At 68.9% G+C, this 19368-nt stretch carries 19 protein-coding genes; 5 read left to right on the top strand and 14 right to left on the bottom strand.

Annotation, left to right across the window (positions count from 1 at the left end; translation table 11 throughout):
* Positions 1-48: 48 nt before the first annotated feature.
* The 3 genes from AC0IY0_RS06780 to rpsT form a co-directional block, all read right to left on the bottom strand.
* Entirely contained in the window at positions 49-1257 is a 1209-nt protein-coding gene (locus AC0IY0_RS06780; RefSeq protein ID WP_147907120.1) for an acetyl-CoA C-acetyltransferase, read from the bottom strand.
* A gap of 219 nt (positions 1258-1476) precedes the next feature.
* Complete coding sequence (gene dnaA / locus AC0IY0_RS06775; protein ID WP_147907119.1) at positions 1477-2970, bottom strand: chromosomal replication initiator protein DnaA; 1494 nt, start codon at positions 2968-2970, stop codon at positions 1477-1479.
* Between the two features lie 491 nt (positions 2971-3461).
* Positions 3462-3728, bottom strand: a complete 267-nt coding sequence (gene rpsT / locus AC0IY0_RS06770) for a 30S ribosomal protein S20 (protein ID WP_147856441.1) — start codon at positions 3726-3728, stop codon at positions 3462-3464.
* 302 nt (positions 3729-4030) lie between these two features.
* Between rpsT and AC0IY0_RS06765 the strand changes: the two genes are divergently transcribed.
* Entirely contained in the window at positions 4031-4417 is a 387-nt protein-coding gene (locus AC0IY0_RS06765) for a hypothetical protein (RefSeq protein ID WP_471763366.1), read from the top strand.
* Positions 4418-4720: 303 nt separating this feature from the next.
* On the opposite strand, the gene ccmB is transcribed toward AC0IY0_RS06765, so the two are convergent.
* Complete coding sequence (gene ccmB, locus AC0IY0_RS06760) at positions 4721-5389, bottom strand: heme exporter protein CcmB (protein WP_147856438.1); 669 nt, start codon at positions 5387-5389, stop codon at positions 4721-4723.
* A complete protein-coding gene (gene ccmA, locus AC0IY0_RS06755) occupies positions 5386-6021 on the bottom strand; it encodes a heme ABC exporter ATP-binding protein CcmA (protein WP_147938888.1) in 636 nt (211 codons plus the stop codon). The genes ccmB and ccmA overlap by 4 nt, the downstream gene beginning before the upstream one ends.
* A 155-nt stretch (positions 6022-6176) precedes the next feature.
* Between ccmA and AC0IY0_RS06750 the strand changes: the two genes are divergently transcribed.
* Entirely contained in the window at positions 6177-6359 is a 183-nt protein-coding gene (locus AC0IY0_RS06750; protein WP_147907115.1) for a hypothetical protein, read from the top strand.
* Positions 6360-6372: 13 nt separating this feature from the next.
* Here AC0IY0_RS06750 and AC0IY0_RS06745 read toward each other — a convergent pair whose 3' ends face one another.
* Positions 6373-7158, bottom strand: coding sequence for an RNA methyltransferase (locus AC0IY0_RS06745; protein ID WP_471763365.1), 786 nt, complete (start codon positions 7156-7158; stop codon positions 6373-6375).
* Positions 7159-7355: 197 nt separating this feature from the next.
* Here AC0IY0_RS06745 and AC0IY0_RS06740 point away from each other — a divergent pair, with 197 nt between their 5' ends.
* The gene (locus AC0IY0_RS06740) at positions 7356-8570 is read left to right on the top strand and encodes an NADP-dependent isocitrate dehydrogenase (RefSeq protein ID WP_147907113.1); all 1215 of its coding nucleotides are present in this window, start codon (positions 7356-7358) and stop codon (positions 8568-8570) included.
* Positions 8571-8676: 106 nt separating this feature from the next.
* Here the strand turns inward: AC0IY0_RS06740 and AC0IY0_RS06735 are convergent, their stop codons facing one another.
* The 3 genes from AC0IY0_RS06735 to AC0IY0_RS06725 all read right to left on the bottom strand — a co-directional run bounded on the left by AC0IY0_RS06735 (position 8677) and on the right by AC0IY0_RS06725 (position 10356).
* The gene (locus AC0IY0_RS06735; RefSeq protein ID WP_238259382.1) at positions 8677-8844 is read right to left on the bottom strand and encodes a hypothetical protein; all 168 of its coding nucleotides are present in this window, start codon (positions 8842-8844) and stop codon (positions 8677-8679) included.
* Between the two features lie 14 nt (positions 8845-8858).
* On the bottom strand, positions 8859-9482 hold the full coding sequence (locus AC0IY0_RS06730; protein WP_147907112.1) for an acyl-homoserine-lactone synthase: 624 nt from the start codon (positions 9480-9482) through the stop codon (positions 8859-8861).
* 145 nt (positions 9483-9627) lie between these two features.
* Positions 9628-10356: an autoinducer binding domain-containing protein gene (locus AC0IY0_RS06725; protein WP_147907111.1), complete on the bottom strand. Its 729-nt coding sequence runs from the start codon at positions 10354-10356 to the stop codon at positions 9628-9630.
* Positions 10357-10520: 164 nt separating this feature from the next.
* On the opposite strand from AC0IY0_RS06725, the gene AC0IY0_RS06720 reads away from it, so the two are divergent.
* Positions 10521-10751: a hypothetical protein gene (locus AC0IY0_RS06720; protein WP_147907110.1), complete on the top strand. Its 231-nt coding sequence runs from the start codon at positions 10521-10523 to the stop codon at positions 10749-10751.
* 313 nt (positions 10752-11064) lie between these two features.
* On the opposite strand, the gene AC0IY0_RS06715 is transcribed toward AC0IY0_RS06720, so the two are convergent.
* Together AC0IY0_RS06715 and AC0IY0_RS06710 are read right to left on the bottom strand one after the other, a co-directional pair.
* On the bottom strand, positions 11065-11502 hold the full coding sequence (locus AC0IY0_RS06715) for a DUF3429 domain-containing protein (RefSeq protein WP_147907109.1): 438 nt from the start codon (positions 11500-11502) through the stop codon (positions 11065-11067).
* A gap of 512 nt (positions 11503-12014) precedes the next feature.
* Entirely contained in the window at positions 12015-15233 is a 3219-nt protein-coding gene (locus AC0IY0_RS06710; RefSeq protein ID WP_471763364.1) for an SEL1-like repeat protein, read from the bottom strand.
* 292 nt (positions 15234-15525) lie between these two features.
* Here AC0IY0_RS06710 and AC0IY0_RS06705 point away from each other — a divergent pair, with 292 nt between their 5' ends.
* Positions 15526-17313 (top strand): acyl-CoA dehydrogenase C-terminal domain-containing protein, encoded by a 1788-nt coding sequence (locus AC0IY0_RS06705; RefSeq protein ID WP_461230860.1) that lies wholly within the window; start codon positions 15526-15528, stop codon positions 17311-17313.
* A gap of 149 nt (positions 17314-17462) precedes the next feature.
* On the opposite strand, the gene AC0IY0_RS06700 is transcribed toward AC0IY0_RS06705, so the two are convergent.
* The 3 genes from AC0IY0_RS06700 to AC0IY0_RS06690 all read right to left on the bottom strand — a co-directional run bounded on the left by AC0IY0_RS06700 (position 17463) and on the right by AC0IY0_RS06690 (position 19353).
* Complete coding sequence (locus tag AC0IY0_RS06700) at positions 17463-17693, bottom strand: type II toxin-antitoxin system YafQ family toxin (RefSeq protein ID WP_461230859.1); 231 nt, start codon at positions 17691-17693, stop codon at positions 17463-17465.
* Entirely contained in the window at positions 17680-17886 is a 207-nt protein-coding gene (locus AC0IY0_RS06695; RefSeq protein ID WP_461230858.1) for a hypothetical protein, read from the bottom strand. Before AC0IY0_RS06695 ends, AC0IY0_RS06700 begins: the two co-directional genes overlap by 14 nt.
* Positions 17887-18072: 186 nt before the next feature.
* On the bottom strand, positions 18073-19353 hold the full coding sequence (locus AC0IY0_RS06690; RefSeq protein ID WP_471763363.1) for an O-acetylhomoserine aminocarboxypropyltransferase: 1281 nt from the start codon (positions 19351-19353) through the stop codon (positions 18073-18075).
* Positions 19354-19368: the final 15 nt, after the last annotated feature.

The raw sequence follows: 19368 nt of genomic DNA, 5'->3' as shown, positions 1-19368 counted from the left end.
CCGGGCTTTGGGGAGCGGCCGTGACCGGCCCCCGCGCCGCACCGTCGCTCAGACGCGCTCGATGATCGTGGCGGTGCCCATGCCGGCACCGATGCAGAGCGTCACCAGCGCGCGCTCCTTGCCGGTGCGCTCCAGCTCGTCGAGCACCGTTCCGAGGATCATCGCGCCGGTCGCCCCGAGCGGGTGGCCCAGGGCGATCGCGCCGCCGGTGACGTTGACGATTTCGGGATCGAGGTCGAACGCCTGGCAAAAGCGCAGCACCACCGCCGCAAAGGCCTCGTTCACCTCGAACAGATCGATGTCGGAGAGGCTCAGCCCGGACCGGGCCAGAACCTTGCGCGTGACGTCCACCGGCCCCGTGAGCATCAGGGCCGGATCCGAACCGATGTTGGCAAACGCCCGGATCCGCGCCCGCGGCCGCAGGCCCGCGGCGGCGCCGGCCGCCTGCGAGCCGATCAGCACGGCGGCGGCGCCATCGACGATGCCCGACGAATTGCCGGCATGGTGGACGTGGTTGACCGTCTCGACATCCGGGTGCGCGTCGGTCGCCACCGCGTCGAACCCGCCCATCTGGCCCATCTGGACGAAGGAGGCCTTCAGCGCGGCGAGCGACTGCATGTCGGTGCCCGGCCGCATATGCTCGTCGCGATCGAGCAGCGTGATGCCGTTCACGTCGCGGACCGGAACCACCGAGCCGTTAAACAGCCCGTCCGCCCAGGACTTGGCCGAGCGCGCCTGCGATCGCACCGCGTAGGCGTCGCAATCGTCCCGCGAGAACCCGTACTTGGTGGCGATCAGGTCCGCCGAGACGCCCTGCGGCATGAAGTACGACTTGATGGCGATCGCCGGATCGACCGGCCAGGCGCCCCCGGACGCGCCGATGCCGATGCGGCTCATCGATTCGACGCCGCCCCCCACCGCCATCTCGTGCTGGCCGCTCATCACCTGCGCGGCGGCGAAATTCACCGCGTCGAGGCCCGACGCGCAGAAGCGGTTGATCTGGATGCCCGGGACGTGGTCGCCATAGTCGCTCACCAGCGCGGCGGCGCGGGCGATGTCGCCCCCCGCCTCGCCCACCGGGTCGACGCATCCCAGGATCACGTCATCCACCAGGGCGGTATCGAGGCCATTGCGGTCCTTCAGGGCCCGCAGGGCGGTCTCGGCGAGGCGCAGGGCCGTCACCTCGTGCAGGGCTCCGTCCGCCTTGCCACGGCCGCGCGGCGTGCGGACGTGATCGTAGATGAAGGCTTCGGGCATCGGCGTTCCCCAGCGTGTTCTTGCCTGTTGGCGACGCGGCCTTACCGGGCCGACTCGCTGGGCGCCAGTCTGCCACGGCGGATACGCGTCGCACCATCCCGGACCGTGGCGAATCGGCCAAGCGTGAAGCCCGCGTAAAACAGAACCGCGCCCGATCGGGGTTCGATCGGGCGCGCTCGTTAGGATGGTTGAGGGGTGGCCTGGGGCCCGTTCGGGATCCTAGTCCTGAAGCATCCGCTTCAGCAGCTCGACCTCGTCGCCGAGAACTGTATCCTCGCCGATCTGCTTCTCGATCTTGCGCACCGCGTGCAGCACCGTGGTGTGGTCGCGTCCACCGAACCGGCGACCGATCTCGGGCAGCGAGCGCAGGGTCAGCACCTTCGACAGGTACATGGCGATCTGGCGCGGCTTGACCACGGCGGCGGTGCGCCGCTCCGACAGGATGTCCGAGCGCGAGACGTTGTAGCGCGAGGCGACCAGCTTCTGGATATCCTCGATCTTGATGCGCTTCGGCTCGCGGTTCTTCACGAGGTCGCGGATCGCGCTCTCGGCGGTCTCCATCGTGACGGCGGTGCCGGTGAGCGTGGCGTGGGCCAGCAGACGGTTGACCGCGCCTTCGAGGTCGCGGCCGTTGGCCGTGATCGCCCGGGCCACGTAGGTCGCGACCTGCGGCGACACGTCGAAGCCCGGATGCGCCGCCCGCACCGCGGCGAGCCGCGCCGACAGGATCGAGACGCGCAGCGCCTCGTCGAGGGCCGTGATCTCGACCACGAGGCCGCCGCCCAGGCGCGAGCGCACGCGCTCGTCCAGCGCCTCCAGCTCGGTCGGGGGCCGGTCGGACGCCACGACGACCTGCCGGCCGGCATCGATCAGCGCGTTGATGGTGTGGCCGAATTCCGCCTGGATCGACTTGCCTTGAATGAACTGGACGTCGTCCAGGATCAGCAGATCGATGCCGCGCAGACGCTCCTTGTAGGCGAGGGCCGACTGGGTCTTCAGGGCGTTGACGAAGCCGTACATGAAGCGGTCGGCGGTCAGGTAGATCACCCGGCGGCCGGCCTCGCGGGCGGCATGGCCGATGCCGTGCAGCAGGTGGGTCTTGCCGAGGCCGACGCCGGCATGGAGGTAGAGCGGGTTGTAGAGCGCGCCCTCGCCCTGGTGCCGGGCGACCCGCTCGGCGGCGGCATGGGCCAGCGCGTTCGAGCGGCCGATCACGAAGCTCGCGAAGGTCAGCCGCGCGTCCAGCGGCGTGCCGCTGAGGTCACCGCCCGCATCGGCGGAGCGATGCTCCGACGGCGTGGCGACGGCCGCAACCGGTGTCGGCGTCCCGGTGGCGTGGAGCCGGGCCAGCGGGCCGCTGGCCGGTCCGGCCTTGGGCGCGCCGACGGCGGCCGGACGGACCGGGGCGGCCGTGCCGCGCACGCCGACTTCGATCCGGCCGATCTCCTCGGCCTCGGCCTTGAAGGTGCCGAGCACCCGGTCGAGGTAGTGTGATTCGATCCAGCTCTTGAGGAAGCGCGTCGGCACCGTCAGCCGCGCCGTCCCGGCGGTCACGCCCTCCAGTTCCAGGCGGGCGAACCAGCTGGCGAACACATCCTCGCCCAGCTCAGCGCGCAGCCGACGCTTCACCCGCGCCCAGGCGGGCCCGAAATCCATGTTGCCGCCGCTGCGGCCGCCCTCGTCGTCGCTCGCCACCGTTCCGTCGACACGCATCACTGGCTCTCCCGACGCCGCCGGCGGAAACCCGCAGGCCGCGCGTACGCACGATTTACGCCCTCAGCGTCCCGCATAATCGGGCGGGACAGACTCCGCTGGCGGAGTCAACTCCCCACCAAGGAACTTTTGCCGATTGGAAGAGCCTATCAACAATTACCTACAGTTCCTTTAACAGTGGGACTTGTGGGGACGGCCCAGATTCGCAACTGCAAGTCTTCTCCGACTCAACCGGGTCGCTGGATAGAGTCTTGGCGAATCGGAATGATTCGCTCACGTCCCGAAATCGGCGGTCTTTTCTTGAACACAGTCAGTTTTTGTTAAGCTACACGCCACCCCAAGACTCCGCAACGTGCGAAATTCTGGCCTAGGGTTAACGCTTCGCGACCCGGGCCGGACCAGGCCGGCCGGCGGCGCTCCGGAACGCGGACACGAAAAAGCCCGGCGCGAAGGCCGGGCTTGGTGTCGTCTTACGTGCTGCGGTGGCGGGATTAGGCGGCCAGCGCCTTCACCCGGGCGGCCAGGCGCGAGACCTTCCGCGAGGCGTTGTTCTTGTGAACGATGCCGTGCTGGGCAGCGCGCATCATCTCGGGTTCGGCGGCCCGCAAAGCGGTCAGCGCGTCCTGCTGGTTGCCGGCGGCGATCGCCTCCTCGACCTTGCGGACGAAGGTGCGCATGCGCGAGCGGCGCGAGCGGTTGACCGCCGTGCGCTTCTCGATCTTGCGGGTCATTTTCTTGGCCGAAGCGGTGTTGGCCATGGAGTCCTCGTTCTCTTCGTCGGGCGATGCCGACGGGCCGGCTCAGCCGGGAATCGGTCGTCGCATCAGGTTGTCAGGCGATAGCCGAGACGCAGCGCGCGCGAAAGCGCGGCCTCTCGGCGAAGCGCGCTCTATAGACACGGTCCGATGTCGCGTCAACGCATCGGTCGGAGCAAGCCCAGCGACACGGCGAGCTTCGGCGAAGCCATCATAGGTTCTCGGGTGGTCATTTTTTCCTTGTAAATAGGCTTTAATTCCGATACAAGTCTCTCAGTCCATATGGGAAAGAGGGCCGTCCGTGAATGGCGTTACGCTCAAATCCGTCATTCGAAGTGGCGTTGCTACGCAGCCTTGTGGCTGGCCTCACATTCGAATTTAAGCTTTTAAAGCTGCGACTTGCTCTTCAACGAGCGTATTCGCCAGAACAGCCTCGTGTACCCGCCGGCCAACCCAATGCCGGACAGTGGGCGCGTGAAGCGGAAAACTCGCGCCCTGGATCAAATTATCAGCAAATTGCCGAAACATGCCAGGAGTATATCGAGGCCAACTGCGTAGGAAAAATTTATCGCGAATTCCCTCGACAATTCCTCGGAATGGATGTCTCAGATTTGAAGGCTGCCGCGCGAGCTAATGAACCCGGAGCCAAGAAAGCACATAAACTATTATTTGATAATCGCTTCAAGAAGTAGGAGGCATAAGAATGGAATCTGTATCTATTTTTAGAATTTTGAATCTTCTCGAAAAATCGAAAGTTAAATTTCGTCTCGCCCGTGACCGTCCAGACACAATTAGGGTTGATGCGACATTATATGGTCTGCGACTCGAAATAGAGTGCTTCGATGACAATCATATAGAAATTTCGACATTCCGCGGCACGGAAGATATCGACGGAGAATACGATTATCTACTGAAGATCTTGTCCGAAAACTCAATGGATTAGATCGAGACAATTCGATATGATGATTTGAGGCATGGCGGCAGGTGATCACGTGTCACTCCGGCCAGCGCAAAGCCGCCGCCGCCGCAAGCGTCCCGACCACGGCGGCGATCAGGGTCAGCGCCGTTAGCACCGCGAGCGGCACGAGGAACGGCACCGTGCCCCCCGTCGCCGCCTGGGCGGCCGAGACGCCGAAGATCAGGCTCGGGATCATCAGCGGCAGGACCAGGACCGCGAGAATCAGCCCGCCCCGGCGGATCGAGGCCGTCAGCGCCGCCCCGACCGCGCCGATGAAGCTGAGTGCCGGGGTTCCGGCGAGCAGCGTCAGCGCGGTGGCGCCCATGGCGGTGCCGTCGAGGGCGACGAGCAGGCCGAAGAGCGGCGAGGCCAGCGCCAAGGGCAGTCCCGTCGTCAGCCAGTGCGCCGTGACCTTGGCGAGCACCACGCCTTCGAGGGGCACCGGGGCGGCGGTCATCAGGTCGAGGGATCCGTCCTCCTCGTCGGCCTGGAACAAGCGATCGAGGCCGATCAGGGTCGAGAGCACCGCGGCGAGCCACAGGATGGCCGGGCCGATCCGCGACAGCAGGTTGAGATCGGGTCCGAGCGCGAACGGCACCAGGGCGACGATCATCAGGAAGAACACCAGCGACAGGGCGCCGGAGCCGCCGACGCGGCCGGCGAGCCGCAGGTCGCGGGCGATCAGCGCGAGGATGGCACGGGTCACGCCCAATCCTCCGCGGGCTCGGGCTCCGGCCCGGTCCCGGGCTCGATGCGCAACTCCGCCGCCCCGTCGAGGCCCAGCGGCTGGTGGGTGGCGGCGATCACCAGGCCGCCGCCCGCCCGGTGGGCCGCCATCAGGCCAGCGAGGAGGGCCTGCGAGCCGGTATCGAGGGCCGCGGTCGGCTCGTCCAGGAGCCAGAGCGGGCGCGCGCAGACCAGCAGCCGCGCCAGGGCCACGCGCCGCCTCTGGCCGGCCGACAGATAGCCGACCGGCAAATCGTGGGCGTGGCCGAGGCCGAGCCGGTCCAGGGCCTCCCGGGGCGACAGGCGCGGAGCGCCGAGGAGGCTCTGCGCGAAGCGCAGATTCTCGCCGGCCGACAGCGAACTCTTGAGGCCGTCGCGGTGGCCGATTGCATGGAGGCATTCGGGCAGGCTCGCCTCGCCGACCTCGGACAAGGCGATGCGCCCGGCATCGGGCCGCAGCCGGCCCGTCAGGATGGCGAGCAGGCTCGACTTGCCCGCGCCGTTCCGCCCGGTCACCGCCAGGGCGTCGCCGGGCCCGAGGGCGAAGGTCAGGCCGGAGAAGATCCGCCGGCCGGAACGGCGGCAGGCGAGATTGTCGACGCTGAGCCGCACCCGGTACCCCGCCCTCTCCCGCCGGCAGGCGGCCAGACCGATCCGCGCCGCCCCGCGGACGGGAACGGACACGCGGCGCCTCCATGCCCGATTGCGGCGCATAACGGAACCGTGCCGGGACGGGCCGGCTTTTTTCACCGGTTGCGGAGGCTTTCATGAACGAGGCGGAACACCCGAGCGAGGCGGACGTCGCCGCGACGGCCGATGCGCGGGAGGGCCGGGCCCTGGTCGAGGCCCGCGTGGCCCTCTGTACCCCGGAGGAGCAGGCGGCGTTCTGGGAGGCGGTCGGGCGCTGCTTCGGCGGCGGCAAGCCGCCCGACATGCAAGTCGACGCCTGATCAGCTGCCCAGGTCAGGCCCCTTTCTGAGGTTCTTTTCGTGTCAGCGCCCGCAACGCGCCCCGGAAGGTGCGCACGTCCTGCTCGGTCAGGCCCATGCGGTGGAGCATGTCGCGCATGTTGCGGGCGATGATGTCGCGCTTCTCGGGCGGGTAGAACCGGGCTCCGTCGAGGGCCGCCTCCAGGCTCCCGAACAGGGATATCAGGGCCTCGCGGCTCGCCGGCGGCGACAGCAGCTCGCCCGAGAACGGCAGCACAGCCCGGCCGCTGGCCTGCCGCCAGGCGTAGCCGACCAGCAGCACCGCCTGAGCCAGGTTCAGCGACGGGAAGTCCGGCGAGACCGGGAAGGTGATGATGGCGTCGGCCAACGACACCTCGTCGTTCATCAACCCGACCCGCTCGCGGCCGAACATCACCGCGACGCGCTGCCCCTGCCGGGCGACCACCTCGCCCATCGCGTCCTCAGGCGCGAAGACCCGCTTCATCTGACCGCGCTCCCGCGCCGTGGTGGCGAGCACGTAATGCAGATCGCCGATCGCCTCGGCGACGCTGGCATGGATCGTCGCCCGGTCGAGCACGTGGGTCGCCCCCGAGGCCGCCTCGCGCACGCCCTTCTTGGGCCAGCCGTTCTTCGGGTTGACCAAGCGCAGCTCCGACAGGCCGAAATTGGCCATGGCCCGGGCGGTCATCCCGATATTCTCGGCGAGCTGCGGCTCCACCAGGATCACCACCGGGGCGATTCCGGCCGGCACCTCGGTGAGCTTGGCCGGTGCCTGGTCCTGCGGGTCTTGGGTCGTCATGCCGGCCCTCTGGCACAGCCGGCGACCGCCCGTCGAGGGCCGGGTGACGATGCCGCCCGGATGACAGCCCGCGCCTTCCGCTGCCGGAAGGGCCGCGCTATGTCGCCGGGGCGAAACGTACCCAATCGACGGTTGGGCGGGCGACCGCACGGCCCTTGCATGCCGTGCGCGGGGACAACGCGAGAAGGCATCGGTCCATGGCGAAGATCAAGGTAGCGAACCCCGTCGTTGAACTCGACGGCGACGAGATGACCCGGATCATCTGGGCCGAGATCAAGAACAAGCTCATCCATCCCTATCTCGACGTCGACCTCGAATATTACGACCTCGGCGTGGAGCACCGCGACGCCACCGGCGACAAGGTCACGGTCGATGCCGCCGAGGCGATCAAGCGCCACGGCGTCGGCGTGAAGTGCGCCACCATCACCCCCGACGAGCAGCGGGTGCAGGAATTCGGCCTCAAGGAGATGTGGCGGTCGCCCAACGGCACGATCCGCAACATCCTGGGCGGCGTGATCTTCCGCGAGCCCATCATCTGCAAGAACGTCCCGCGCCTCGTGCCCGGCTGGACCCAGCCCTTCGTGATCGGCCGCCACGCCTACGGCGACCAGTACCGCGCCACCGACTTCAAGGTGCCCGGCAAGGGGCGCCTGACCATCAAGTTCGAGGGCGACGACGGCACCGTCATCGAGAAGGAGGTGTTCAAGTTCCCGGACGCCGGCGTCGCGATGTCGATGTACAACCTGGACCAGTCGATCATCGACTTCGCCCGCGCCTCGCTGAACTACGGCCTCGCCCGCAAGTACCCGGTCTACCTGTCGACCAAGAACACCATCCTCAAGGCCTATGACGGCCGGTTCAAGGACCTGTTCCAGAAGGTCTACGAGGAGGAGTTCGAGGCCAAGTTCAAGCCGCTCGGGATCACCTACGAGCACCGCCTGATCGACGACATGGTCGCCTCGTGCCTGAAGTGGTCCGGCGGCTACGTCTGGGCGTGCAAGAACTACGACGGCGACGTGCAGTCGGACACCGCCGCGCAAGGCTTCGGCTCGCTCGGCCTGATGACCTCGGTGCTGATGACCCCGGACGGCCAGACCGTCGAGGCAGAGGCCGCCCACGGCACGGTCACGCGGCACTTCCGCGAGCACCAGAAGGGCCGCGAGACCTCGACCAACTCGATCGCCTCGATCTTCGCCTGGACCCGTGGCCTGTCGCACCGCGCCAAGCTCGACGGCAACGACGACCTCGCCAAGTTCTCGGCGACCCTCGAGAAGGTCTGCGTCGACACCGTCGAGGCCGGGCATATGACCAAGGACCTCGCGCTCCTGGTCGGACCCGATCAGAAGTGGCTCTCCACCACGGGCTTCCTCGACAAGGTCGATCAGAACCTGAAGACCGCGATGGGCGTCTGACAGGTCCATTCCTGTCGGAATCCGAACGGCGGGCGCCCCGAGGCGTCCGCCGTTCTTGTTCGAGGTCGCCGTCGGCCGCCGGAGGGCGGTACGCGGTTCGTCCGGGTCAGGCCTCAGCCTGTCCATCCCCCCCGCAGCTCTGGGCCAGCGCCCGGCCGACCTCGATCAGCAGCAGGTCGATCGCGGCCCGCATCAGCGGATCGCCGACCGAATCGATCAGGTCGCGCACCGAGAGGCACTGCGCCGCGAGGGTGTCCAGGTGGCTATCGTTCATGGCGTTGGTTCTCATCAGGCGGCCAGGTAGGCCGGCTCGGACACGAGGACGGAGCGGCTGTCGCCGTGGACCGTGCGAAGGCGCGCCAGGGTGCGGGCGTCGAAGGCGGCGGTCGCCGCCATGATGTCCTCGCCGCCGATCTGGACCGGAAGGCCCAGCGGCTGGGCGCGGAAATGCAGCTGGATGACGTGGATCATGTAAAGGGTCGGCATCTGCAGCAGCAGGCCGGTGAGCCCGTGCGCCATGCCCCATTCCACGATGCCGGTGAGCAGGGCGATCGAGACCGGGTTGACCACACGGCCCCGGGCGCGGTGCGAGCGGGCGACGCCCTGCCGGGTCCATTCCCAGAGGTGCGGGCCGGCGGGACGCGCGCCCTCGCAGAGTTCCGGGTAGACGTCGGAGAGGAGGTGCGGGCGCGTGGTCGGCAGGAGGCGGCTGTAGCCGATGACGGTATCGCCCTCCATGGCCAGGAAGTGCACCGCGTGCGGCGTATCGAACTGGTCGATCTCGCGTCCGTCCGGACGGGCCAGGTCGGTCCAGCCCTTCTCCTCGACGAAGATCTGGTGCCGCAGGCGCCAAGCCTGCTCCATCGCGTCGCCATAGCGACAGGCGTTGGCGGGGGTGACCACATGGATCATGAAACAACCTCACGTCTCGATGCCGTGAGTGTTCCGCGTTCGGGCTCGGGTGTGTACTACGTAAAACCGTAGGGTTACGTGTATCGCCCAGCGCCGATGCAACCGTGGATTTGACGCCGGATCGCGGACCCAGCGGGTGCCGCCCTCAGGTGATGAGGCCGGCCCGCAACGCCTGCGCCACGGTGTGCGCCTTGTTGACCGTGTCGAGCTTCGTGCGCGCCGAGCGCAGATGATAATCGACGCCCGAGGCGGTGATGCCCATCACCATCCCGATCTCCGCGTCGGTCTTGCCTTCGGCGGCCCATTGCAGGGTCTCGCGCTCCCGCGGCGACAGGCGCACCGGCTCGCTTGCGCTGGGACGGCTGTTCATCAGGAGCAGTTGCCCGACCGCGTAGGTCGCCACCAGATTGACCGCGATGCGGTCTGCCGCCTCGATCTCGATCGCCGCGCCGGAAAAGCTGATCCCGCCCGGTTCGCCGTCGAGGGTCACGAAGGGGATCGTCAGGCCGGCCCGGATACCGAACTCCGTGGCCTCGTCCATGACGCGGCCGCCGACTGGCGTCTCGGCCTGTACGGCATTCCATTCGAACGGGACGGCGCTGGTGCAGAGCCGACGAACCGTCGGGTCGTGCAGGGCGTAGCCCCGGGTGACGTAACGACGGGCCCATTCCTCCGGCATCGTACTCGCGAGGACGAAGCCGCCGTGGCGCCGCGGCGGCAGCCCGGGTTCCGGCACGATGCCGGCCATCACGTAGGAAACCCCATATCCGCGGAAGGCGCCCACGAGCAGATGGGCGATCTCGTCCGGCGTCGCCGCGCGGTCGAGATCGCGTAAGAGGTTGAACGTCCTGTCCAAATGCTTCGCTTGCGGCATGCTCGCCCCGGATTTTACACGTAGCGCGACAAATCGCAGACCACCACAACCTGAGGATGGCATCTTGAACGCTTCGGCGATAGGTTGTGACCGAAATCTGTCCCGCGGCCGGGGTCGCCTCCGGCACCGATGTGCGAAGCGGATCGAGTGCGAGTTTCGTGTCCATGATCGACGATGAGACTTCTCCGACGACGCGCTCACTTCTGGAGCGCATCGCCGCCACGCTCGACGTGCCGGCGTCCTACTTCTTCCGCGTCGATTGCATGCCGGCCGATCCGTCGGGGGTCAGTGCGGCGCAGTGCGACGAGGTCACGTCGCTGTTCCGGGCCATCAAGTCACCCGCCCGCCGCGACGCCGTGATGCGGCTGCTCCGCGAGATGGCCAGCGACAGCTAGGGCGCTCTTCGCCGGAGGGCAGATCTGACGGGCCGCAGCGATCGTTTGGAATCAGAGGCTCGACGTCGATCCGAGGCGATGCGCTTTCGGGCGGCTCCGGGCGGCCCTGGTTTCCGAGGGCCGGTCATCGCCCCAGAGATGCATGCGATCCAATGCGGCCGATGCCGTCGTTTTCGACCCGGCGCCTATCCGATGCTCCGATCCCCACCACCGGGCGTCGGCGGTCACCGCCGGTGTCGCCCGCGCTGCTGCGCCGCCAAGACATCGCCGCAGCGGCTGAGAAGAAGATCCGGTAGGACGGCCGTTCCGACGCTCAGGATGCCACCAACAAGGCGGCTCCGGCCACGCCGGACAGGACCAGCCGCAGGCGGCCGAGCCAGAGCGGCACGAGGCCGCGTCGGGGCAGATCCTGATCGATCAGGCCCCAGGCCAGGACGAGGACGCCGAGCACGCGCAAGTCCCAGGGGGCCGGCGCCGCCATCGCGGCCCAGGCCACCAGCGACGGCACGATCGCGACGACATAATCCCCGTTGCCGGAGTTGCGGGCTGCGGCCGCGCCCCAGCGGATGCCGCCCAGGAACGACGCGATCACCGCGCCATACGCCGACAGGATCGTCCGAGGCGACAGACCGATGCTGCTCAAGCCGCCGTCCGAGCCCGAGACTGCGAGCGCCGCGAAGCCCAGGAACGGGATGAGGCCGGCCACGCCGAGCACGAGCGCGCTCATCGGGACAGGGTTCCGGTGCGCCATCCATCCTCCGAGCCGCCGCACGGGCGGCCGCCACGCCGTATTTACGCGGGCGGGTATCGCCCGACCCGAGCGTTCACGCATCGCGTGAGACCGGTCAAGCTGGGATCAGGGCGGCAAAACACAGCAGGCGTCCGCCGGTTCTCGGACCACGCGTCCGGACCCTGAAACGCCCCACGCCGCGCCGCGGGACACACGGCTCGGGCGAGACCGTGGGTGCACGCACGGCGCGACGCGCCGGACGCGCTTCAATCCCGCGAAAGCACGCGCGGAAAGAGCAGTCTCGTTCATCGCGCGGGGGGGATCGATGCGGCCACACGCCGTCATTCCGGGGCGCCGCAGGCGAGCCCGGAATGACGGGGCGGGTTATCAGGTATGGGGTATCGATCCTCAGGAACTGAATCGTCCAACCCATGTGGTCCGTAGACACACGGGCACGGAAGCGCATCGCCTCCCGCATCACCATCGAAGCCGAAAGCCGATGGCCATCGGCCGGGAGGAGGTTCGCGCGGCCGCTACGACTTGCGGGCCGGAGCGGTGAAGCCGTTCGGGCTCGGGGTCGGGGCACCCAGGAGCGACATCGGCGCGGTGATGCCGTCCTTCGCGGCGGGCGGCTCGTTGACGGCGGGATCGAGCTTGCGCGGCTTGAAGGTCGCCGCGAGGCTCTTGGCGCTGGCCAGGTCGGTGGGGCTGAGCTTGTTCGCCACGTCGTCGCGCTTCTTAGCCGCGTCGTCGTCGCCCTGTGCGGCGGCGGCCGAGAACCATGCGTAGGACTGCACCAGATCCTGCGTCAGGCCGAGGCCGCGGGCGTAGAGCACCGCCAGGTTGTACTGGCTGTCGCGCACGCCGAACTCGGCGCCCTGTCGGAACCACGAGGCCGCCGAGGCGAAATCGGGCTTGCCGTTGGCGGCGGGGTTTTCAGCGTAGAGCACTGCCAGATTGTGCATCGAGCGGGCATGGCCCTGCTCGGCGGCCCGGCCGTACCAGAGCTTCGCCTTGTCGAGGTCCCGGACCACGCCGGATCCCTTCTCATAGTGACCGGCAAGCTTGTACTCGGCCGGGGCATAACCGGCCCCTGCCAGCTTCTCGAACAGCTTCGCGGCCACCGAGAGGTCGCGGGGCATGCCGCGGCCGTCCGCTTCGCGCGCTGCCAGATCCCAGATCGCCGTGCCGTCGCCGTCCAGCGCCGCCTGCTTCACCTTGGCGAGGGCCGGCGGAACCGTGCCCAGATCCGCCTGCAGGGTGTTCATGCCCGAGACCTGCGGCACAGCAGCCCGGACGGCGGCCGCCCGCGCCTCTGCGGGAAGCGGCGTCGGCAGGGCCTGCGTGGTCACCGGGTCGGCCACCGGCGGCTTCTGCGCCGGAGCCTCTGCGGCTATCTCCGGGCGGACGTCCCGGGCGGGCTCGGCCCGGCTCGGGGCGACCTGCGAGGTCTGGACCGTGCGCGGTGCCTCGTCGGGGGCACGCATGCTAATTGCCTGGAGCGCGCCCAGAGCCAGCACGATGGCGGCGAGGCCGAGCAAGAGGGGCCGCCGCCGGCGGTTGATCTCCGCCCGCAACCGGCTGAGCCGGCTCTCACCCGCGGCTTCCGGCTCGCTCTCGGCCATGCGGGCGCGCAGGTCCCGGCGGTCGGCCGGCGCCTCGGCGGCGAGTTCAGCCTGGGCGGCCTGGGCGGCGCGACGGGCGGCCGCGATGAAGCTGGTCTTGATGTCGGCTTCGCCGCCGGCCTCCGGAACCGGGCGGCCGCGCGCCGGATCGGCCGAACGCTCCCGCGCCGGCCGGCGGATGGCGGTGTCACGGACCGCGCGCGGCTCCCGGCCCGGACGACCGCTGCCGGGTTCCAGCAGGTCGTCGGCCAAGCGCGACGCGTCGGATGCCGCGACCCGCGCCTCCGGGCTGGTTGAGGTCAGGAGCCGCTCGTCCAGCGACGGTGGGCGCGCGGCGGTCGAATCGGCTGGGCCGAGCCGGTTGACGAGGCGCTCCAGGGCGGACTGGACGCCCTCCAGGGTGGCGCCGAGCCGCTGGTCCGAGGCGATCTGCCGGGCCTGCATGTCGGCCAGGCTCGCCCGCAGGAGGCCGATCTCGCCGAGCTCGGCGCTCGGCAGGCCGGAGCCCTTGAGGGTCTGGGCCACGGCGTTGCGCGCGGCGCGCTCGACGACGGCCTCGCTCGGCGCCGATTCGCGCAGGGCCGCAACCTGCTGCAGCAGGTCGTCCATGGTGCGCTCGAGGCCTGCCAGGGCCGGATCGCCGCTACGGGGGGCATCGAGCCGGCCCGCGAGCGAGACGACCTGCTTCTCCAGGGCGTCGAGGCCCTCGTTCTCCGGGCGGCTGCCGACCTGATCGACCTTCTCGGCGAGGCTGCGCAGCATCGCGTGGATCGAGGCCATGTCGCCGGCCTGAGCCGGATCGGACGCTTCGGCGCGGTCGTACCGCTGATCGCGGGTGTAGAGGCCGTCGACCTTGTCGGCCAGCGTCTGGATCTGCTCGGCGATGGCGGCCGGGGCGCCGGTGCGGACATCGCTGCGGATCTCCTCCAGCAGCGGGCGCAGGCTGGCCTCGCTGCCGATGCGCTGGAGCTGCGCGATCTGTGCGCTCACGGCCTGTAGGCTGTTGGCCAGACTCTGGATCCGCTCCGGGCCGGCCAGGGCGCCGATCAGGCGGCGGATCTCTTCGAGCTCCGCGAACAGACCCGCCAGCGTGTGGCCGTCCGAACCGGCCTGTCCGGCCGCGGCGACGCTGTCGAGGCGCTCGGCCAGGCGGCGCACGTCGTCGGCCACGCGGGTGTGGACGTTCTCGGCGACCTCCTCGGCCAGCCGCTCGACCTGGGCCCGGACCTGCTCGACCGGCGCCGCGATCGCGGCGAGGTCGGTGCCGACCTGCGCCCGCTCGATGCCGTGCGCGAGCGAGGTCACGGCCTGCTCAAGTGCCCCGACATCGCGGCTGGTCGCCAGCTGATTGATCGCCTCGCGCAGACGCACGGTCTCGCTCTGCAGCTCGGACACGGCGGCGGACGGCGCCGCCATATCCTCGACGCGCGCCTCGAGGCGGCGGGCGAGGTCCATCCGCATGCTCGCCACGACGCCGCCATCGGACCGGCCTGCGGCGAGCGCGCGCTCACCGACGCCCTCCGACAGCTCACGCTGGCGCTGGCGGATATCCTGGACGGCGTTGCGGATCTCGACCGCATCCGGCCGGCCGCGGCGGCCGGCGGGGCGCCCGGAGGCCATCTGCTCGCCGAGCTGCGACATCCGCCGCTCGATGTCGCCGAGACGCTCGGTCACCTGCTGGACCGGCGCCGCCGTCAGGGCGCGCTCGATCCGGGTCTCGATCTCGGCCAGGCGCCGGGTCTCGGCCTCCTGGGTCAGGCGCCGCTCCTCGTCCAGGGTCCGGTTCAGTCCGTCGATCCGGCTCATCAGGGCGGCGAAGCCCTGGCCATAGGAATCTGGGCTTGGCTCCTGGCGGGTCTCGGCCGTCCGCTCGAACCGGGAGCCGCCCGGCTGATCCATGATATCCGCCTGCCGGTCGCTCTCGAGCCGGCTGTCCGGGCGCGCGGTCTGCTCGGCCCGCTGCTGGCGGCGGCGCTGCCGGCGGTTGCCCTGCAGGCCCTGCTGCTGCGGCACCACCGAGGCGATCCAGGTCTCGAGCGGGACACCCGCCCGCGCCGCGACGTCCCGGGCGGCGTCAAGCACCTCCGGGTCGAAACTGTCGAGCTGCGGCATGGCGTTGCGGGTCATCGGAGGCCTGTCGTCGGCAGCGTTCGGCGTTGATCCTGTTCGCGGGGCGGGACCGAGAGACGGTATCCACGGAACGCGGGCGCCGGATCGTTCGGGGCGACCTTTAACTTTCTTGGTAAACACACGGTTAAGGCGAGGCCGGCCCAGTAATCTTCGGCGCTGACGTGCAAGCCCCTGACACTTCCCGCGCACGCGACCGCAGAACCGTTGCTCCGGAGCCGGGGGCGCGCTTAGATGCTGGCAAACGGGCGAGCCGATGTCGGCGATCAGCCCGGCGAGGGGGAATCAGGTCATGCCTCACTATCGCGCCCCGGTCGACGACACGCTGTTCCTGCTGAACGACGTCTTGGGCTTCCATAACCGGGACAACCTGGCCGGATTCGCAGACGCCTCCCCGGACGTGGTCGAGGCGGTGCTGCGCGAGGGTGCGAAGCTCGCCGAGGAGGTGCTGGCTCCGGTCAACCGGGTGGGCGACCTCGAGGGCTGCCGCCGCGAGCCCGACGGCAGCGTGCGCACGCCGACCGGCTTCAAGGCCGCCTACGATGCCTACGCGAAGGGCGGCTGGATGGGCCTCGCAGTCCCGGAGGCGTTCGGCGGCCAGGGCCTGCCGCACACCGTCAACACGGCGATGCAGGAATTCGCCTCGGGGGCGAACCTGGCGCTGGGGATGTATCCGGGGCTGACGCAGGGCGCGATGGCCGCGCTCCTGGTCCACGGCACCGAGGCACAGAAGGCGCTCTACCTGCCCAAGATGGTCGAGGGCGCCTGGACCGGCACCATGAACCTGACGGAGCCGCATTGCGGCACGGATCTCGGCCTGCTCAAGACCAAGGCGGTGCCGAACGGCGACGGCTCCTACAGCCTCACCGGCACCAAGATCTTCATCTCGGCGGGGGAGCACGACCTCGCGGAGAACATCGTCCACCTGGTCATCGCCCGAATCGAGGGTGCGCCGGCCGGGACCAAGGGCATCTCCCTGTTCGTGGTCCCGAAGGTGCTGGTGAACCCTGACGGGTCGCTCGGCGCCCGCAACGGCGTGTCCTGCGGCTCCCTCGAGCACAAGATGGGCATCCACGGGAACAGTACCTGCGTGATGAACTACGACGGCGCCACGGGTTGGCTGGTCGGCCAGGAGAACCGCGGCCTGAACGCCATGTTCGTGATGATGAACGAGGCGCGGCTCGCGGTCGGCGTCCAGGGGCTGGGCCAGTCCGAGGTCGCCTACCAGAACGCCGTCGCCTACGCGAAGGACCGGCTCCAGGGCCGGGCGCTGACCGGCGCCAAGGCCCCCGACAAGGCCGCCGACCCGATCCTGGTCCACCCGGATGTCCGCCGCACCCTGATGCAGATCCGCGCCTTCAACGAGGCCGCGCGCGCCCTCATGCTCTGGACGGCCCTCCAAGCCGACATCCTGCACCGGTCCGAGGATGCCAAGGAGCGCCAGACGGCCGACGACCATCTCGGCCTGCTCACCCCCGTGGTGAAGGGCGTGCTCACCGATCGGGGCTTCGCCAACGCGGTTGAGGCGCAGCAGCTGTTCGGCGGCCACGGCTATATCGAGGAGTGGGGCATGTCGCAGTTCGTGCGCGATGCCCGCATCGCCATGATCTACGAGGGCGCCAACGGGATCCAGGCCATGGACCTGATCGGCCGCAAGCTGCCCAAGGACGGCGGCCGGGCGATGATGACGTTCCTGGGCGAGGTTCAGACCTTCCTGAAGGACCATGCTGAGGATCCCGCGATGGCGCCGTTCACCCAGCCGCTCCAGGCTGGGCTGAACGACCTGCAGGGCGCCGTCATGTGGCTGATGCAGAACGCCTTCTCGAAGCCCGACAATGCCGGCGCCGGGGCGACGGACTTCATGCACCTCTTCGGCCTCGTGGCTTTGGGCTACATGTGGGCGCGGATCGCCAAGGCGGCGCTGGCCAAGCAGGCGGAAGACGCCTCGCCCCGCTGGGCGGCCAAGCTCACCACCGGCCGGTTCTTCATGGAGCGCATGCTGCCGGAGACTGCCTTGCGCCTGGTGCGGATCAAGGCGGGCTCGGAGTCCACGATGGCGCTGGCGGACGAGGTTTTTTAGGCGCGCGCCGAAGGCCGGTTCAAAGACCGGCTTTCATGCGAAGCCAAACTCGACAGACGGTCGCGAGCGGCGCGGTTTCGCAAGGTCTTGCGGCGAAGCGACCACTTCGCGACCGTCCTTCCGGATGCCGTTGTGGCAACGCGACGGCGTCAAAGGCCGAGTTCAGCCTGTGAGCCGAGACGAACCAGCTTGATCGACTGCGCATCCGGCAAGCGATGGAGCAGCACGAAATCCGGTTTGATGTGGCAATCACGATGATCGTGCCAATTGCCGACCAGAGCGGGATCGCGATAACGGGCGTCCAGCGGCTGATCGACCATCAAAGCATCGATTACGGGCGACAGATCTGCAACTCGCGTTGCGCGATCACGCCCCTTCATCTCGCGCCTGTAGTCCTGCCTGAACTGGCCGGTGCATTCCATCGTCCGCATCGAGGTCGGCCATTGATGCGGCCACGCTGTCGAACCGAACCAAGCCGCCCCGCCGCGCTTTCTCCATGGCGGCAAGGGTCGTCAGGTTCGGAATGAGCGGCTCGAAGGGCAGAGCCTTGTCGCGCGCGACACGGACCAGCATCAGCCGGACGGCATCGGCACCGTCAGGCCTATCGTAGCCGGGACCGCAGCTGCCTCTTCCTCCGTGGCTGAGCCGATACTGGCCGGGATCAGCGTGTCAGCCATGGGGTCGACCTCCTGCCCGCATCACACCGTGATGCCGCGGACGATCCGGCGCCATGACACCTCGACGTGTCTCTGGCCGCTCTCAAGCCCCCAGCGCACCGTCCAGATCCTCGATCAGATCCGCCGGATCCTCCAGGCCGATCGACAGCCGCACCACCTCCGTCCCCGCCCCGGCGGCGGTCTTCTGCGCGTCGGTGAGCTGGCGGTGCGTGGTCGAGGCCGGGTGGATCACCAGCGAACGCGTGTCGCCGATATTGGCCAGGTGCGAGAACAGCTGCAGGTTCGAGACCAGCTTCACCCCGGCCTCGTAGCCGCCCTTCAGGCCGAAGGTGAAGACCGCGCCGGCGCCGTTGGGCGTGTAGCGCTTGGCCAGCGCGTGGTAGCGGTCGGTCTCTAGGCCCGGGTAGCTGACCCAGGACACGGCCTCGTGCTGCGCCAGGTGCTTGGCCACCACCAGGGCGTTGTCGGAATGGCGCTGCATCCGCAGGGGCAGGGTCTCGATGCCGTTCAGGATCAGGAAGGCGTTGAACGGCGAGAGGGCCGGGCCGAGATCGCGCAGGCCGAGCACCCGGCACGCGATGGCGAAGCCGAAATTGCCGAAGGTTTCGGCGAGCACCATGCCGGAATATTCCGGCCGGGGCTGGCTCATCATCGGGTAGCGGGAATCCCCCGCCCACTGGAACGAGCCGCCGTCGACGATCAATCCGCCGATCGAATTGCCGTGCCCGCCCAGGAACTTGGTGGCCGAATGCACGACGATGTCGGCCCCGTGCTCGAACGGTCGGATCAGGTACGGTGTCGCCATGGTGTTGTCGACGACCAGCGGGATGTTGTGCTTCTTCGCGACGTCCGAGAGCGCCTTGATGTCGGTGATGACCCCGCCCGGGTTGGCAATCGACTCGCAGAAGATCGCCTTGGTGCGCGGCGTGATCGCCGCCTCGAACGAGGCCGGGTCGTCGTTGTCGGCCCACGCCACCGACCAGCCGAAGTTCTTGTAGGAGTGATTGAACTGGTTGATCGAGCCGCCATACAGCTTGTTCGAGGCGATGAACTCGTCCCCCGGCTGCATCAGCGCGTGCATGGTGAGGAACTCGGCGGCGTGACCCGAGGCCACGGCGAGCGCCGCAGTCCCCCCCTCCAGCGCCGCGATGCGCTCCTCCAGCACGGCGTTCGTCGGGTTGGTGATCCGGGTGTAGATGTTGCCGAAGGCCTGCAGCCCGAACAGCGAGGCCGCGTGATCGACGTCGTCGAACACGAAGCTGGTGGTCTGGTAGATGGGCGTGGCCCGCGCGCCCGTGCTCGCGTCGGGGGCGGCGCCCGCATGGATCGCCAACGTGTTGAAGCCGGGCAGGCGGTCGGTCATCGTCAGGTCTCCTCG

This window comes from Methylobacterium sp. AC315, assembly GCF_979253755.1.
This window is presented reverse-complemented; position numbering and strand designations above follow the sequence as displayed.